At 44.2% G+C, this 15,914-nt stretch carries 16 protein-coding genes and 1 pseudogene; 2 read left to right on the top strand and 15 right to left on the bottom strand.

What is annotated here, in order from left to right:
• Positions 1 to 3 precede the first annotated feature (3 nt).
• From ACF8OV_RS14145 to ACF8OV_RS14135, 3 genes are all read right to left on the bottom strand, one after another.
• Positions 4 to 1,542 (bottom strand): YjjI family glycine radical enzyme, encoded by a 1,539-nt coding sequence (locus ACF8OV_RS14145; RefSeq protein WP_203505076.1) that lies wholly within the window; start codon positions 1,540 to 1,542, stop codon positions 4 to 6.
• Positions 1,543 to 1,721: 179 nt separating this feature from the next.
• Positions 1,722 to 2,348: a LysE family translocator gene (locus ACF8OV_RS14140; protein WP_025441818.1), complete on the bottom strand. Its 627-nt coding sequence runs from the start codon at positions 2,346 to 2,348 to the stop codon at positions 1,722 to 1,724.
• Between the two features lie 200 nt (positions 2,349 to 2,548).
• On the bottom strand, positions 2,549 to 3,760 hold the full coding sequence (locus ACF8OV_RS14135; protein ID WP_005480625.1) for an HD-GYP domain-containing protein: 1,212 nt from the start codon (positions 3,758 to 3,760) through the stop codon (positions 2,549 to 2,551).
• 345 nt (positions 3,761 to 4,105) lie between these two features.
• Here ACF8OV_RS14135 and scrG point away from each other — a divergent pair, with 345 nt between their 5' ends.
• Positions 4,106 to 5,905: a regulatory protein ScrG gene (gene scrG, locus ACF8OV_RS14130; RefSeq protein WP_258495795.1), complete on the top strand. Its 1,800-nt coding sequence runs from the start codon at positions 4,106 to 4,108 to the stop codon at positions 5,903 to 5,905.
• 108 nt (positions 5,906 to 6,013) lie between these two features.
• Here scrG and ACF8OV_RS14125 read toward each other — a convergent pair whose 3' ends face one another.
• The 12 genes and pseudogenes from ACF8OV_RS14125 to ACF8OV_RS14070 form a co-directional block, all read right to left on the bottom strand.
• On the bottom strand, positions 6,014 to 6,487 hold the full coding sequence (locus tag ACF8OV_RS14125; protein WP_086590553.1) for a response regulator: 474 nt from the start codon (positions 6,485 to 6,487) through the stop codon (positions 6,014 to 6,016).
• The gene (locus tag ACF8OV_RS14120; protein ID WP_025509710.1) at positions 6,474 to 7,811 is read right to left on the bottom strand and encodes a sensor histidine kinase; all 1,338 of its coding nucleotides are present in this window, start codon (positions 7,809 to 7,811) and stop codon (positions 6,474 to 6,476) included. The genes ACF8OV_RS14125 and ACF8OV_RS14120 overlap by 14 nt, the downstream gene beginning before the upstream one ends.
• A gap of 3 nt (positions 7,812 to 7,814) precedes the next feature.
• Positions 7,815 to 9,233, bottom strand: a complete 1,419-nt coding sequence (locus tag ACF8OV_RS14115) for a DASS family sodium-coupled anion symporter (RefSeq protein ID WP_023623917.1) — start codon at positions 9,231 to 9,233, stop codon at positions 7,815 to 7,817.
• Between the two features lie 236 nt (positions 9,234 to 9,469).
• The gene (locus tag ACF8OV_RS14110; protein WP_029559672.1) at positions 9,470 to 9,946 is read right to left on the bottom strand and encodes a GNAT family N-acetyltransferase; all 477 of its coding nucleotides are present in this window, start codon (positions 9,944 to 9,946) and stop codon (positions 9,470 to 9,472) included.
• Positions 9,946 to 10,281, bottom strand: a complete 336-nt coding sequence (locus ACF8OV_RS14105) for a hypothetical protein (protein ID WP_169608871.1) — start codon at positions 10,279 to 10,281, stop codon at positions 9,946 to 9,948. Before ACF8OV_RS14105 ends, ACF8OV_RS14110 begins: the two co-directional genes overlap by 1 nt.
• A 148-nt stretch (positions 10,282 to 10,429) precedes the next feature.
• Positions 10,430 to 11,032: a histidine phosphatase family protein gene (locus ACF8OV_RS14100; RefSeq protein ID WP_021453596.1), complete on the bottom strand. Its 603-nt coding sequence runs from the start codon at positions 11,030 to 11,032 to the stop codon at positions 10,430 to 10,432.
• A 105-nt stretch (positions 11,033 to 11,137) separates the two neighbouring features.
• Positions 11,138 to 11,422, bottom strand: a complete 285-nt coding sequence (locus tag ACF8OV_RS14095; protein ID WP_031418808.1) for a putative quinol monooxygenase — start codon at positions 11,420 to 11,422, stop codon at positions 11,138 to 11,140.
• Between the two features lie 92 nt (positions 11,423 to 11,514).
• Positions 11,515 to 11,880 (bottom strand): hypothetical protein, encoded by a 366-nt coding sequence (locus tag ACF8OV_RS14090; RefSeq protein WP_138938721.1) that lies wholly within the window; start codon positions 11,878 to 11,880, stop codon positions 11,515 to 11,517.
• Between the two features lie 109 nt (positions 11,881 to 11,989).
• A complete protein-coding gene (locus ACF8OV_RS14085; RefSeq protein WP_203505080.1) occupies positions 11,990 to 12,640 on the bottom strand; it encodes a class I SAM-dependent methyltransferase in 651 nt (216 codons plus the stop codon).
• Positions 12,641 to 12,685: 45 nt separating this feature from the next.
• Positions 12,686 to 13,585 carry a LysR family transcriptional regulator gene (locus ACF8OV_RS14080; protein WP_069546880.1) on the bottom strand — a complete coding sequence of 300 codons (900 nt, stop codon included), beginning with the start codon at positions 13,583 to 13,585 and terminating at the stop codon, positions 12,686 to 12,688.
• 123 nt (positions 13,586 to 13,708) lie between these two features.
• Positions 13,709 to 14,560: a pyridoxal kinase gene (pdxY, locus tag ACF8OV_RS14075; protein WP_140364115.1), complete on the bottom strand. Its 852-nt coding sequence runs from the start codon at positions 14,558 to 14,560 to the stop codon at positions 13,709 to 13,711.
• A 675-nt stretch (positions 14,561 to 15,235) separates the two neighbouring features.
• Positions 15,236 to 15,400 (bottom strand): annotated as a pseudogene (locus ACF8OV_RS14070) (hypothetical protein); the annotation flags it as partial.
• 300 nt (positions 15,401 to 15,700) lie between these two features.
• Here ACF8OV_RS14070 and ACF8OV_RS14065 point away from each other — a divergent pair.
• The gene (locus tag ACF8OV_RS14065) at positions 15,701 to 15,913 is read left to right on the top strand and encodes a DUF1656 domain-containing protein (protein ID WP_005454886.1); all 213 of its coding nucleotides are present in this window, start codon (positions 15,701 to 15,703) and stop codon (positions 15,911 to 15,913) included.
• Position 15,914: the final 1 nt, after the last annotated feature.

Raw genomic sequence — 15,914 nt, 5'->3', positions numbered from 1 at the left:
CAGTTACTTGTAGACTGGCGACATTTCTTGGCTCACCACTCGTGGTGAACGCTCTAAAATTCCTGTGTTTTTCGCCGCTTCAGCGCCCAAAAACGTCGTATTAGTACGGGAACCTTCTGCTTCGTATTTCGCGATATCAGATAACTTCACCATATAACCGGTCACTCGAACTAAATCATTCGATGCGACGTTTGCGGTGAACTCTCGATACCCCGCGTTCAACGCGCCCTTGCATAAATTGAACATGGCTTCTGGGTTTGACTTCACCGTTTCATCAATCGTTAGAATATCGCTGATACCCGCTCGATAATATTGATGATGCGCCGCAGTTGCTTGTACATAAGTAACAGGGTCTGGCTCGTTACCGTAAGGAAGGCGCACTCCTGGCGTCACATCCATATCGAGACTGATACCACCTTGAGCATGCAACAACGCTTTGCCCTCTAAGCCATATCTCACAGGCGTAGAATCAACCAATTTCGCTAGTGTCGCTGAAATCTCATGGCCTAATGCATTTGCACGTTCATCTTGTCCATAGCGGGAGGTTTGCCCTTCTTTTTCAAGAAGTAAGTTGACCGCTTCAGCCATGCCATAAATGCCGTACATTGGCGCAAAGCGTGACTCTTCAATCAAGCCTTCTTGGGTTAAGAAGCCTTGGAAGAACTGTGATTGTTCATGCAAGTGCGAGCTTCTTGCATCCATCAACTCCGTCATTAGTTGATGATACGTCGGTAATACATTACTGAAAAAATCGTCGCGACTTGCTGCACGTTTCGCCACTTCTTTTAGATTCATGCGTACAAGCGTGTTTGAACCACCAGCTAGCGGGAGTGAGTTGTAGCAACTGACGATACCAAACCGCGCTCCGCCATAAGCATTTGCGTGAATTGGGTAATTCGCAATATGAGGCTTGCTACAGTCACAAATGTTTGTCGTCGCCTGACGTAACAAATCATCTGGTGTGATGGATTCGTCGTACATAAACGTGAGATTTGGTGCGATTTGCTTGAGCTCTGCGTCCACACGTAAAATAGTGCGACAGATAATGTTGTCTGTTGGCCCGATATTCACGTGCATGAAGGCGTCCGGCAACGTGCGATCCAACATGATCCAGAAATGTCGAAGTTTTTTGTAAATCTGCGCTTCAGTTTGGTCGCCTACATAAGGCATCAGGACGTCGTCTAACTGCCCTAAATACACGGGAATACTGGTAACAGACGGCACATGATGGTAGATGATGGTAAGCATATTTAGCGCATCATCAAAATCTTCTGCAGGTGACAACTCCAAATACTCAGAGCCTTGAGATAAAAACTTAGCATAGTCAGGTAAAACGTAACGCGGTTTAAAAGGCGCATGACCTTCAAACATGTCACAGATTACGCCATCGCTCATCGCTTCACGAAGTGCTTCAGAAATGGGCATGTATGGAATACATGCTTCGGCTTCTAAAGCGAGGAAGTTAGACTTCTGTTTCGGAGACAAACGGCCGTCAGTTGCGATATTGAGAAAACGCTGTTGGAGTTCAGATAGGCTTGTCATCAAGGATGTTCCTGCAAAAAAGACCACGACATCTGGATCTGGGTAGGTACAGATCATTACCCCTAAAGGGCTAGAGTGAATTTTACGCCTAGTTAAGCCTTGCCACTAATGAAAAAAAACAAACCGTTAATTTCCATATTGGAAATAAGCTATCCCTAAATTAGGGGTTACCTCACAATCTAGCTGCGATTCGCCGTGGATAGCATCACACCAGCACTGATAAACACCCCACCCGTTAAACGATTGAACAACTTAGCTCGTCCTGCTTCAAATAACCAATTGGATGTTTTCACCCCTAATAAGGCGTAAAAGGTTAACCAGCTCAATTCGAATACTACGAACGTACCCGCGAAAATCGCATATTGGGTCAGCAGCGAATCGGTTGGGTCAATGAATTGTGGGAATAGTGCCGTAAAGAAAATAATGGCTTTCGGATTACTGGAACCAACGATAAAACCACTGGTATAGGCGCTGACGTGGCTGGTTGACACCTGTGCAGAGTCGGACTTCGAAAAATCGTTTTGTTTTGATCGAAATGCTTGAATGCCTAACCAAATCAAATATGCCGCACCACACCATTTGATGATGTTAAACACGAACTCAGAAGACGCAATCACAACGCCTAAACCGGTAAAAGAAAGGGTAAGAATGATGGTAATCGCGCTTAAACTGCCTAGAGCCGTCGTCAGAGCGAGACGAAAGCCGCTGCTGACACCTTTACTTAAGCAAAGTAGAGAACTTGGCCCAGGAGAGGCTGTGAGCACAAGTATCGCGAGAGTGTAGTAAATCCAAGTATCGAGTTGCATTAGCGCTCCTTTCCAATCATGGTTTGATGCCACATATTAAGCCTTAAGCTAAGTGATGTAGCATCGACGCTTCTATCCTTGAAACGTATTTCTGAGGCAAATGCGCAATCCTAATTGCGCATTAATTATGCAACCAAAATACTCGCTATATGCAATAGTGTAAAGAAAATAGTCAGTAATGATTAACGCTAAGCACCGACTTAGTCATAGAACGGTTTTGGATCGATTTCTAAAGATGAAGGCGCTATCGCTCTTTCAATTTTGTGCGTACTTGTTTTTAAATCCACCATCGCAACATCAATGTATCGTTTGTACTTACGGGAGTAGAAACATTTCACTTCTGGCTTTAACGCTTGAGATGGATTCGAAGACCACACAATACCCACTCTGCCATCACTGAGTTCCACGATAGAACCTACTGGATACACACCAATGCAGTTGATGAACTTGTAAACCAGATCAGGGTCAAGATGGAAAGGCGTTAGACTGAGCAAAATCTTAAATGCTTCTGCTGAGCTCATGCCTTTTTTGTAGCAACGATCAGCGGTGAGCGCGTCATAAATGTCGACGATACAACTCATGCGACCATGAATCGGAATCTCGTCGCCCGATAGTCCGCGCGGATACCCCGTTCCATCAAGCTTTTCATGATGCATTAAACACACGTCTCGGCTGACATCGCTCAACCCTTTCACTTCAACGATGATCTCGCCCGCGAAGACTTGGTGCAACTTCATGTGCTCAAACTCTTCTGGCGTTAAACGCGCTGGCTTGTGAAGAATTTTATCGTCCACTTTGATTTTACCCACATCGTGAATGATGCCACCAATCGCCAATTGCTTGAGGGTATCTTTGTCTAAGCCTAAGTGTTTTCCGAACGAAACCAGCAGACAGGCGACATTTACTGAATGCTCGAGTAAATAAGAATCTTTCTGGCGCAATGCAGAAACACACTGCAAAGCGTCTGAATCAATAAATACACTTTCGATCATGTCATCCGCCCACGATTCAATCTCGTCGACTTGGATAACTTTGCCTTCAAAAGTTTGGTTGAGAAGTTTCTGCGCTAGGCCTTTTGCTTCCGCAATCAGCTTTTTAGCACGCTTGTGTTGGACTTCTCGCGAGCGATACGCACGTTGTACTTTGCTTGATACGGAAAGCGTTTTATCCCCTACTTCGATATCGATAGGTTCTTCGACGGGTTTGAATACGCACTGCTGAGCAGAAAGTGATTGATCAACCCAAACGAATTTCACGCCACTTGCGCGAAGCTTTTTAATGCCTTCTGCGCTCGAAACTCGACCAGCATTGGCTAAATTGACTCGTTTGTTATGCTCTATCGCGGTAACAAACATGCCGACAGCAACATCTGCGATTGCAATTTTAATTGAGTCTTCTGGGTTGTACTGCATATGGTGACATTTATTAAATACTATTAGGTAACGCGTGCATTATAAAAGATATCGCGCATAGCTGTTATAAGAATCCTCAATTCATTTCAATTAATGAGTATTCAGTCAATTAATAGAGCGATTTACTTCATAAAACCATTTTATTTTTATGGACTTAGCTCAAGAAATGACAGCATTATTAACTAATTTTAATAATTTGAGGAATGCATCAATAACTATTTCATATAAACACGATTTACTGTTGACTAAGTTTTATAAATATCGATGATCAGCAAGTTAAACTGAACGAAGTTTTATTCATTTGAAAGCGCAAGAACATGACTGTCTACTATTTTAAATTAGCATTTGTATCTTAATAATGCGCATGATTACTTCATTTCCCTGTTACAGGAACGCCCACTCATCTCTGTTGCCAGTAAGGCACGAGGAGGACATGTCTTGACCACCATTTTTGATCAACAGGCCTCAGACAATGATCGCGAGTTTCTCAAGATCGTCGAAGAACGCTTTATTCATATTTTTGATGTGTTCAACGAAGGCCTCTTCTACATGGACGAGTTTGGGACGATGGTTTTCTACAATCAGGGATTTTATGAGCAACTTGGAATCAATGCTGGACGCATCAACCTAGATCGTTGGTTGGATTTGGTGCATCCGTTGGATAGGGAAAGATTGTCCAAGCGCGTCGATGCCCACATTAACACCGACAATAAGCGTGTCACAACCACTTACCGCCTGCGTAAACCCAACGGGCAATACGTTTGGATTGAAGGCGTTGCGATGACCAAAGAAACTGAGCATGGCCATTACATGGTAGGTAGCCATCGCGACATTTCAGAACGTAAATTGATGGAGAGTTACATTCATCAAGTCGCGTTCCATGATAACGCCTCAGGTATGGCAAACCGCGCGCATTTGTTGCTTGATATTGAAGAACACGTCTGTTCAACAGACACGCCAACGTCGATTTGCTACATCCAAATCAATGAGATCAAATCCTATCTGAACCAGTACGGCAATGAACTGGTCAATGGTTTGGTGGAAAAGCTGCTGCAGACGCTCAGTCATCTGCCATCCTCTAACTGCTCAGTGTATCGTGTACATGATGACGATTTCGCAATTTTAATTCAGGACGATTGCTCAATAGACACGCTTCAAGCTTACGCCGAGACGATAAAACAAACCTATCACGAAGCCGTTGTAGAAGAAGGTCAGTATCTTGGCAGTAACATCAGCATTGGCTTGTACCCTTGTATCGACCCTGCTCACTCTGCTGATGAAATTTTGCGTAAAGCTGCAAGAACATGCCAATACGCCAGTGAACAAAACAAAGATAGGATTGCCATTTACAGCCAACGCACTCAACACGCGGTAGATCGGTACTTTTTTATCGAGCAAGGTTTGAAAAGCGCACTAGAAAAGCAAACCTTGAGTGTGAAGTTTCAACCAATCATTAATGCAAAAAGCTCCGAAGTGGTGAGTTTTGAATCTCTCGTTCGTTGGCGTAGCAAAGAGTTTGGCGAAATTTATCCCGATGAGTTTATTCCCGTTGCCGAGAACAAAGGCTTGATTGTCGATCTAGGCTATCAAGTATTCGCGAAAGCATGTCAGTTCATAAAACAATACCGCGAACGCTACCAAAATGAAGTAAGAGTGAACGTAAACGTCTCCGTTCTTCAGCTTATGAATGGTGAGTTTCCCTCAAGAATCAAAGCCATGGCTGACGAGGCTGGCGTCGCACCTCAGTCTATCGTGCTAGAGCTCACCGAAACATTCATTTTGGATAACAACCAAACGGCTATGGCCCCCTTAAACACGCTTCGTGAGTTGGGTTTTGCGTTGTCTTTGGATGACTTTGGTTCCGGGTACAGTTCTTTAAACTGCTTCTTTGATTTACCGATGACGCAGATAAAAATCGATAAATCGATGGCTTGGAAAACGCTGACAAACCACTCTTCGCGAGAGTACCTAAAGTTTTTGATTGCAATGTGCCACGAGAACAATATTGAGGTAGTGATTGAAGGCATTGAGGATGCGAAGATGTGCGACTTCTTTACTCAGATGGGCGTCGACTATTTACAAGGTTACTGGTTCTCAAAACCCTTGTCTGTCGCAAGTGCTAGCCGATATTCATTGAATTCATAGTTCGAATTTTGGAATTCTCACCTGTTCCGCACAGCCACCGTTTAGTTACCGGTTTTTACATCGAAACAGAACGTGGCTGTGGCGAAAACTCAGGTTAACTTTACCCACCTATCTTAAGCGGTCAAACACAACGTTTTGATCTAAGTGCTCGTGATATTGCGTGTAATCGAGCCCCATATCAAAAATGTATTGTGTAACGAGGTTTCTTACGCACTCAATCAACTGATTGGCTTGCCAAGGCTTTTCGAAATATCGATCGATGCCCGCAGAGTTAATCGCATTGATCGTATCAGTGTGCGTGGCCTGCCCAGTCAACAAGACTTTGCGAGTGCGAACAAAGCGGCTGTCTTTGGAAATTTCCGTCAGCAGATCAACACCCGTTTTACCTGGCATCACGTGATCCGAAATAATTAACGCGATCATTTCACCATCTGCATCAAGCTCATCCATCAGCTCAAGCACTTCATCAGCAGACTCACAATCCTCAATATTCAGCCATTTATTCAACGGTTCTAGATCTTGTAGAACCGCGCTTAACACCTCTCGTTGGTCATCAACGCAAATTAAATTAAGCTTCTCCATGTTCACCCTCTACCGGTAATTTGATTCTAAAAATGGTCTTTTCACTGTCACTTTTTACGACAATGGAACCGTTGTAACCTGCAATAATACGTTTAACGATCGAGAGCCCAAGCCCCAACCCAAAAGACAATCCGCCTTTCTTCGTTGTAAAGTTCGGCCTAAATATTTTTCGGCGTGTGGCCTCATCAATTTCAGGGCCATTGTTGGCGATCGTGACTAAAATCTTTCCTTTGCTCACGCGTGTATGAATTTCAATGGTCGGCGACTCAATGTTGATCATCGCATCGCACGCATTCTTTAAAATATTCACCCAAATTTGAACAAGCTCAGTTTGCGATCCAATAAAAACCGGCAGTTCTGCAGGGCTGAAACGCACACTAACGCGCCTCAAATCACTCTGCAGCAACGCCAACGCACGATTTATCGAATCATTAATGTTGATGGCCTCATCAAGATCGATATCCGTTCTGCCCAATTGCTTAACGGAACGAACTATGCCAACCGTATGCTTAGACGCGATACGCAAGTCGTGCAGGTCTCGCCCAACTTGCCAGTAACGAATCGCCTCTTCTGGCCTTTTTAACCAATGCTCCGAGAGGTAGTTATTTGGCACGGCTCGCGCTAAATCACGCGCCAACTCTTTAGGCAACCCATAATATTTTTCGAAATGACGACCGCGCTTTCTCGCTTCACTAGACGATACTTTTTGCCCTTGCATCAAACCAAAATCAAAGAACTGACTCGCCTCTGGATGCACTTCTTCAAGCAGCGTCATGATGACGGACTCTAAACGCTCCGATTTACTGCTGACCACACCAATCGCATTGTTAAGTTCGTGTGCGATACCTGCGGCTAACTGACCGAGTGTTGTCATTTGCTCTGCGGTGTGGAGCTTTTGCAGCGCCTTCTCTTTTGCTATCGCTTCTTGCATCGCGCGCCGCTGACGGCGAGACAACTCATTCACCATAACGGGCATAAACTGTGTGGTTAATGGCCCGTAAGTTTCTTCTTCAACGGCTGGCGTATCGCGTTCTATCCACGCAAGTTCTACATCGGTTTGTGCAATCACCGTAGATGAGGCAGTCCATGTTCCTGAAAAAAAACTGTGCACTCCAATAAATGCCCCTTGAGAGGCAGAAAATACCTGAATAGGCTTTCTGTCTTCGTCCGCATAGAAGCCAGCAAGCTCTCCAGAGAGCACATAGTATAGACGGTCGTTGTAGCCTTGCTGTTCGATCAATACGGAGCCGGCCAACACAGTCAGCCGACGTTCGATATGATTAAAGTAGCGTTCTACTAACGCATCTAACTTGGTTTCGTACATGTATTACCCAATATGCCCAACCGTATGAAGAATCCACACCATCACAAAGCTTAGCAGCACACCAACAATACCAAGTACCGCACCTACTCTCGCCATTTGGCTACTTTCTACATGGCCAGTGGCATGCGCGAGCGCGTTAGGCGGTGTACTGATAGGCAGTGACATACCAAGCGAAGCCGCGAAGGTCACAACAAGAATAAGCGTGACTTCACCACCTAATGGCGTCAAAGAAGCCATGGACGTACCAAGTGCAGCCATTATTGGCATCAGCAAGTTGGCTGTGGCCGTGTGCGACATGAAGTTTGCCATTAGTAAGCAAAGGAATGCCGCGCCGAATAGCACCACATAAGGCGAGAATTCATCAAATGGAATACTGTGCACCACCAGCTTCGCAAGCCCTGTTTTGTCGAGCGCTAAACCTAGAGCAATACCACCCGAGACTAACCAAAGCACATCCCAAGAGATCTTTTTGAGGTCTTCTTTGTTGATGATCCCTGTCAGCGAGAATACGGCAACCGGAATTAAAGCGACGGTGTATGAGTTCATGCCATGCGCTGAGCCCATCAACCAAAGAATGATGGTGCCAGCGAATGTGACGTAAACAATCATCGCTTTTGGTGTTTTTAGGAACTTACTTTTGATGTTCAGATCAATTTTCGTCTGCTCGGCTTTGTATAAATAACCTATCAGAAGCCAAGCAAGCGCCATCATGATCACCACAAATGGTACGCCGAACACCATCCACTCCCCAAAAGTAATCAAGTTATCACCCACGAGGTATTTCAAAGCAATCGCGTTTGGTGGCGTACCGATTGGCGTACCAATACCACCGATGTTCGCAGCAACAGGAATACAAAGCGCGAATGCAATTCGCCCCGGGTCTTTAGGCCCAAACACGGCGATAACTGGCGTTAATATCGACAACATCATCGCGGTGGTCGCGGTGTTCGACATAAACATCGAGAATATAGCGGTGATCAGCATCAGGCCTAACATGACAAATTTTGGGTTTTGCCCAAACGGCTTGAGCAACACCCTAGCGAGGTTCACATCCAAACGATATTTGGTTGCGGCCATTGCTAAGAAAAAACCACCTAAAAACAGCATGATGATTGGGCTTGCAAAGGTAGCCATGATTTCGTGATATTGCAGTAGTTCGCCAAAATGAGGCTGCCCTTCTTGTGTTCGAAACAAGACAATGCCTTTGTTCGAAATGAGCAATAACTCAAGCACGATGATCACCACCGACGTGGCATAAATCGGAATAGGCTCGAACACCCAACAGAGCGCAGCCAGCAAAAAGATCGCGATAACTCGCTGTTGGACGATGGTGATGCCGTCAAAAGGAAACGCTGACAAAGGCATCAGCCAAATAAATAACGGAATCACCGTTGGGATGATGTATTTGAGATATGGGCGCATAGTACTACTACTCTTCCTGAGTTGGTTGGCCATGACATTAGGCATTTCGAGCCACATTCAGTCATCTTTCTATCAATCTGATTTTTATGAACAACTTTGCGGTTGTGAGATAGAAACATACCTGTTTGATAACTCTGAGTAGAGATTATGTACACTGTTTTGAAACGAAATTTTGGTCTTAGATCAATGAACTGGAATTCACATCAGAAAACATCTCTTATCTGTGTCCAAGCTCACTAATTACGCGATAGATACTTCTTCATTACATAATTAGTTAAGTATTGCCCTCTCACTTCAACTTCTTGATGTTTAATCACTTTAAATCCCATCCGTTCAAAGAACGGACGAGCAGTGATACTGACCTCTGAGTACAAATACGGTAACGCTAATGACTCCGCTTGAGAGAAAATATGAGCCATCAATGCGCGGCCAACACCTGTCCTTTGATGCTGATGATGGCAAAAGAAATGGTCAATGAAACCATCTGGCTGTAAGTCCGCGTAACCGACAATCTGACCTTCAATTTCGGCAATAAATGGGGTGATGGTGTCCATCCTCGCTTGCCAAGTTTGTGGTTCAAAATCCTCGGGAGCCCAAGCTTTCACTTGATCTGTTTGGTAATCGCGGCAGTTTACTTCTCGAACCGTATGGTAGAAGAGCGTCCATAGTGTTGGCGCATCAGCAGCACGATAGCGGCGTATTGAAAGCATCATTACAATGTTCCAGACAGACGAAACAAAAACGTGGTCACAATCGCGCTCACTAACAACGTATTGATTGGCAAATAGTGCGGAAACAAATAAGGCAGAGAGCGTAAATCTGGTTTGGTGATAATTCTTTGAGGCTGGATATCTAGGCTCGTCGCGATCTCACAAGCCCGAACCGTTAACGGATGTTTAAAAAGCCATTGTGAATAAGCGCTATAAAGTGCCACCACTCCCGCCATTCCAATGATTTCTATCAACACAATAGCCTCTAGAGTAAAAGGCAGTAAAGTTGGGCCACTCAAAAGCAGCGCTGCGGAAAAAAGCCACTTTTTGTACGTCATCATCCATCCTTTAATTACATTCTATAAATGTACATTTGAGACCAATCGTCCATGATCAGCCTTGCAAGCGTATTTTCTATAAGCCAGTGTACTAAGTTATTTTGATTACTGACCAAAATCAAGCGGACGCAAACATAAACAAATCAAGTCAGACTACCTCAACAGTATCCACGCAGTTGACACGAGTGATTCGACCGTCTTCGATAATGAAAAAGGCATCTTGAGGTAAATCTTGCTGCCAAACTTGAGTGTAATCCATACCCAACAGCAATCCTCTCAGCACGATGCCTGTTAGCCCATGACTCACCACGACAATGTCTTCGTCATGCGCTACATCACTCAACCAACTGGACAAACGCTCCCTTACCGACTCATAAGTTTCACAGTTTGGCGCTTGAAGGTACCAGTCATTTTGAGCTAATAAGTTGGGAATTTCTTGCTCTAAGCTGGGAATCGTTCTTTGCTCCCACTCACCAAGAGAAAACTCTTTTAACCTAGGCTCTTTGTTGAGGTTTTCATACGAGTAGTTAAGCTCTTCACATACGATTTGCGATGTTTGCAGTGCTCTCCCAAGCGTACTTGAGTAGACACGGAAAGGACGGTTTTCAACATACTGTTTGAGCGTCGTGCCGACGCGCCTTGCTTGGTCGCTGCCTTTAGATGTCAGTGAAGAGTTACAGTGACCTTGTAACTTTTTATCTGCGTTAAACTCTGTTTCGCCATGGCGCAATACGAATATTCTTCTCGTCATTTCTTTACCTTAAACGGTTTAAATTCATAGGTAAGCTAACGTAAAGTCGCCAACTGGGCAAAAAACACTATTTGAGTCAACTTTGACACAGAATGACTCGCCTCATTATTCCTGAACATTCAAAATTTCATAATGGCGCTCAACATTCACTGTCACCCGCCCCCAGTCTGAATCTTTGACTCGGAGTTGATGGTGCTCGAACGTATCTCGATTTGTAAACTCTTCGTAAACATCAAAGCGCAACGGGTTGTCAGGGTTTTCCACCACTTGAAACACAAGGCACCCAGCCTCGCTTCTAGTTAATCGCATATGAATAGGCAGCGCACTTTTTACCGTTTCAAGTTCCTCTTCAGGCACCAATATAAATCCTTTTAATATGACTTTAGACATCACGACTCCATCGCTATTTTACTATCTACAAAAAACGCATAACCGACAAGTTATGCGTTAAAACCATTAATGTGGATTGAAAGGTTACCTAATTATTTTAACGTGATGGTAAACACCTCGTTGTTCACGCCACCAATCATCATTGGTTTTCCAAGCTGATCTTGCTGGACAAAGAGCGTGGTTTTTAACTCACGACTTGAGTGACGAGATTTACTTTTGCGAACCACAAGCACATCAACAACGTAATCCGAATATTCCTTAATCACGGAGCCTGAGAGCTCGATGATTTCCTCATCATTGTCTTCAACGGCGTCAAATCCTCGATCAACCTGTATCGGTGCTGAAACCGAGGTTTGTCCGTAGTTTAAAACCGCGGTTTGAGGCTCTTCAAGCTGTGAAGCAACACTAGTAAAGGCAATAAAACACGTTGCCAATAACGCTTTGGATATTATTTTCATTAGTATTTTTCTGATTTCCGGCAAGCAAATAGAAATAAAAACCTTAGATAAGAGTTTGATAAATAGTTAATAATGGCTATCTAAGGCGTGACTGGAAACAATACCGATTTCATTGCGAATAAACAACTTTTACAGCATGTATCGTAATGTGATTTATCTCACCTCGTTCGTAGACGTTTGCAGTAACCACACGAAAGCCTGACTGTTCTAGTTCCGTAATCAAAGATTGTTGTGAAGATACATGTCGATAAACATGGTCATTTTTGGTGATTTCGTAGCTATTACTGTCTTTGGCACACAAGCTGCTAACAAAGAAAACGCCATTTTCAACCAAAGAATTATAGATATGACCTAGAAAAGTATTCCGATCTTCACCAATGATGCAGTGTAAACAGTTTCCGTCGATCACCACATCATAGATCTCTGGAATCTCAAGCGTTTTCTCGGTCAAGTCCGCGACGTAAAACGCCCCTTGATTGCCAGTATCTCTCGCTTTTTCTTTTGCCCAAGATATGGCAGTCGGTGAAATATCAATACCTGTTACTTCAAAGCCTAATTTAAAAAATGCTCGACAGTGATGCCCTTCGCCGCAGCCAACTTCCAAGAGTTTGCCAAAAGTCGGAGCTCCTTCTAGCTCAATAAAGCGCTGAACAAGAATGGCTTGCGATATGCGCTCATTGCCTCCCCAACCTTCCCAGCCCTCTTTTCGGGCTTGAACATACATATCCTCGTGGACATGGTAGTTCGCTTTCATATTCATCCTTGATAATTCCTTGCGTTAAAGCACTATCGACCAATCAATACATCACGGGTTGTACGACTCAACATGTTCATGTACTGCGTGCATTATCGACGCTTTAATATCCTTTAAATATTTCGCGTGTGGGCACCACATTGAAAGCGGCAGCTTCATCCCTTCTAGCATTAGGTCGATACTCACAGGCTCGATACCCTCTGCTTTAAACTGAGGCTTAGTTAATGCTTTGGGTAACCACGACCACCCTAACCCCTCTCGCACCATATTGATGACAACAGAGAGCTGATCGACTTGCTCATTATTGGCTGAAAATATGAATTTCTCTTTTAAGCCTTCATCAACTAGCGATTTTAGAATGAACTGTCTCTCGGTCACCATCGCGTCAACAACTGAGTTTTGATCTAAATTCGCTAACCGTCCACCAGCTTGAACATAAGGAACGAACTCGACGTGGCCTAAAAAAACCGAGTCCATGCTGTGCATCGCGCTACTTTCGTGCACATTAACTAATCCAAAGTGGATTGAGCCATCAACAATACCGCGCTTGATTTCAGCGCGATCACGCACCAATAACTCAACACGCATGGTCGGAAAATCTTTCGCTAGTTGTTTGCGAATCATGAACAAAGCAGAAGGCGGCATAAAGCTCGAATAGGCAATCACCACGCGCTCCAAACCTCCAAAAGAAAGGCTCAGTGCGATGTTTTCAAATATCCTCGCCTGTTCGACTGTTTTCTTGGCGTAGTGATAAAGCAAGTGACCATCTTCGGTAGGCTCAACAGAACGGCCTACTCGGTCAAATAAAGTGATAGCCAACTGATCTTCAAGATTGCTGATGACTTGCCCCGTTGTCGTTCGGTGCTTATTGAGCTTAACGGCTGCTTTACTAAATGATAATTCTTCATACACAGTGACAAATGCCAACAGCTGCTCAAAGTTAAACGTCATTTTATTCCCCCACGTTCAGTGACTTACTCAAAATATCACTATCGTTCACCGTCGTGTCCTTAGAAATGAGTGAGATGTGACAATCGATCAGTTTATTGCCTCGCCGTTTACTATTCCAGATTTCTATACCATCGAGAGCACCATGAGTTTCTTGACAGGGAAATCAAACGTAGGCTCAACAAACTCATACTGGCCAGCGATCGTTTCTAGCTCCGAACTCCCATTGTCATAAGTCAACTCAAGTACGCCATACACCGCATTATTGGTATGACGTAACGCTGCAACCGGAGACATACGCTTGACTAAACAGGTCGTAAACACCACCGCTGTTAACTCCCCAACACCAGCAGGTGGCGTTTCAAAATCTAGCATCGGCCTTTGACTTAGATAGATAGATTTCGGTGTCGCTAGCATCATCGTGAAGTGTTCTTCAAGCTCAATATTTGTCACAAGGATGAGCTTCGGCCCCATTTCGAGGGCCTTTTGGCAAGCCTGCGTCGCTGATTCAACATTACTAATCTTGACTCCTGTAAACTGCTCCAGCACATACTTACTCGATACAATCACGTCGGCCATTGGCATCAGGCTCTCAAACAATGGAGTGTGAGATTCTTTATCAGCGATAGGCTCAGCTAGCTCTGGGTGACAGACATAAAGTACTTGGCGACTTTCCTCTTTAACTCGCGTAACCAACTCACAAACTGAATCGCGGAACTTTGAGTCCGTTTGATACCCCGCAATGACAGCGCCACATTCAGATAGCTGACGGAGGCTTTCTACACAATCCGTCAACGTTAGTAATTCATCGACAAGGCTTCTACCGACAAACACCTCATGGTCTTGTGTTTGTTGTGCATTTTGAACAGCATGGATTGGCCATATGTCCAACCCCATTCGTTGAACAGGAAACCCGGTCACGCTGCTACTTAAATGCCTACCTACGCCGTAAGTTTTAATTGAAATGATACCTTTCATCGCTATGCCTACATTACTTTGCTTTACATCTATTCATTGAGTATTCGGCATAGCAATTACGCTCGAATCCCTCGCTATCAAGTGTTCTCACAAATTATCGAGGTTATCCATAAGCTAGTAGAAGAAACCAATTGAACGGCCGTATTCGTCTACACGGATGCGCTCATTCACACCATGGAAACCTTCAAACTCTGTTGTATTCTCCAACTGAATTGCCGTAATCGTGTAAACATCTTGTGCAAAATCACTGCGATCTTGATTGGAAATTGTTGGGAATTACACCGCTTTTGATAGGCGTTTTGCTGCCCCATCTAAGTCGACCTTAACTTCGATTTGCTCCACGCCTTTCATCTGCATTGAGCTAAAGTCTTAATCGCCTGCCGCCCAAGCTGAAACGCCCGCAGTAAAGGAAATTGCTGAAGCGACGCCAGCGAAAATTTTTGAATGTTTTGTCATGTCCATTTTCCTTTTCAATAGGAAGTAAATTGGATTATTGCTCGTCGATATGGTCAGTATTATCGAAAAGCGTTACCTCAACCAATCGCTTATGTAGGACCTAACCCTACAAACGGTTTCATCGTATAAGGACGTAATAGACAACCATCAAAAGCTTCACTCACAGAGCTCATCACCTTTGGGAGCTGGTGACATAGGAATGCGCCGAAGTGTTACAAGTCAGCGCTTTTTCTGATCTGCATGCTTCATGTGAACATCAATTTGAGGGTAAGAGATTTCAACATGATTCTCTTTGAAGAGTTGATTAATTCTCTTATTCACCAAATGCAATGTTGGTAAACGATCATCAATGGAGTTGATGTGAAGTCGAAGCTCGAACTCTAAACTGCTATCGTCATGGCATTAATCGTTTCCGGCCAAATCGACGAACACTGCCCTTGAGTAAGCTTAGTCAAAGATTCAATGATTCATTGTCTAACATGAACAAAAACGGACATTGATGAGCTGGCAATAGCTCTACTGTTCAGGCTTTGAGTAGCAAGCGCATCACTCTTCGGTTTTCGATGCAGAACAAGGCTCAGATTTTACTTACACCATTTGTAGGATGGCGTCCTACAAATGCGATTATCTGCTTTTCATCTCTTCCCTTATCTTTGCCTCATCCAAGACAAACGAGACAACTTCATGAACACAATGCCGCACGAGCTGGTATGGGGTGAAATCTATTTCCCGCCGCTGCTTTTAGTCATCGGATTGGCTTACGTTCTGACCACGATGGTGACTTCGCTAGCAACGAGATGCGGACTACATAAGTACGTTGCATTCCCTGCACTGGCAGAGCTAAGTCTGATTGTCATTTTTACCGGCGTTATTGGCCAATTTATTTCGATCTTTTGAG

It is taken from the genome of Vibrio sp. GLN_1 (assembly GCF_043106015.1).
GTDB classification, from domain to species: Bacteria; Pseudomonadota; Gammaproteobacteria; order Enterobacterales; family Vibrionaceae; genus Vibrio; species Vibrio parahaemolyticus.
This window is presented reverse-complemented; position numbering and strand designations above follow the sequence as displayed.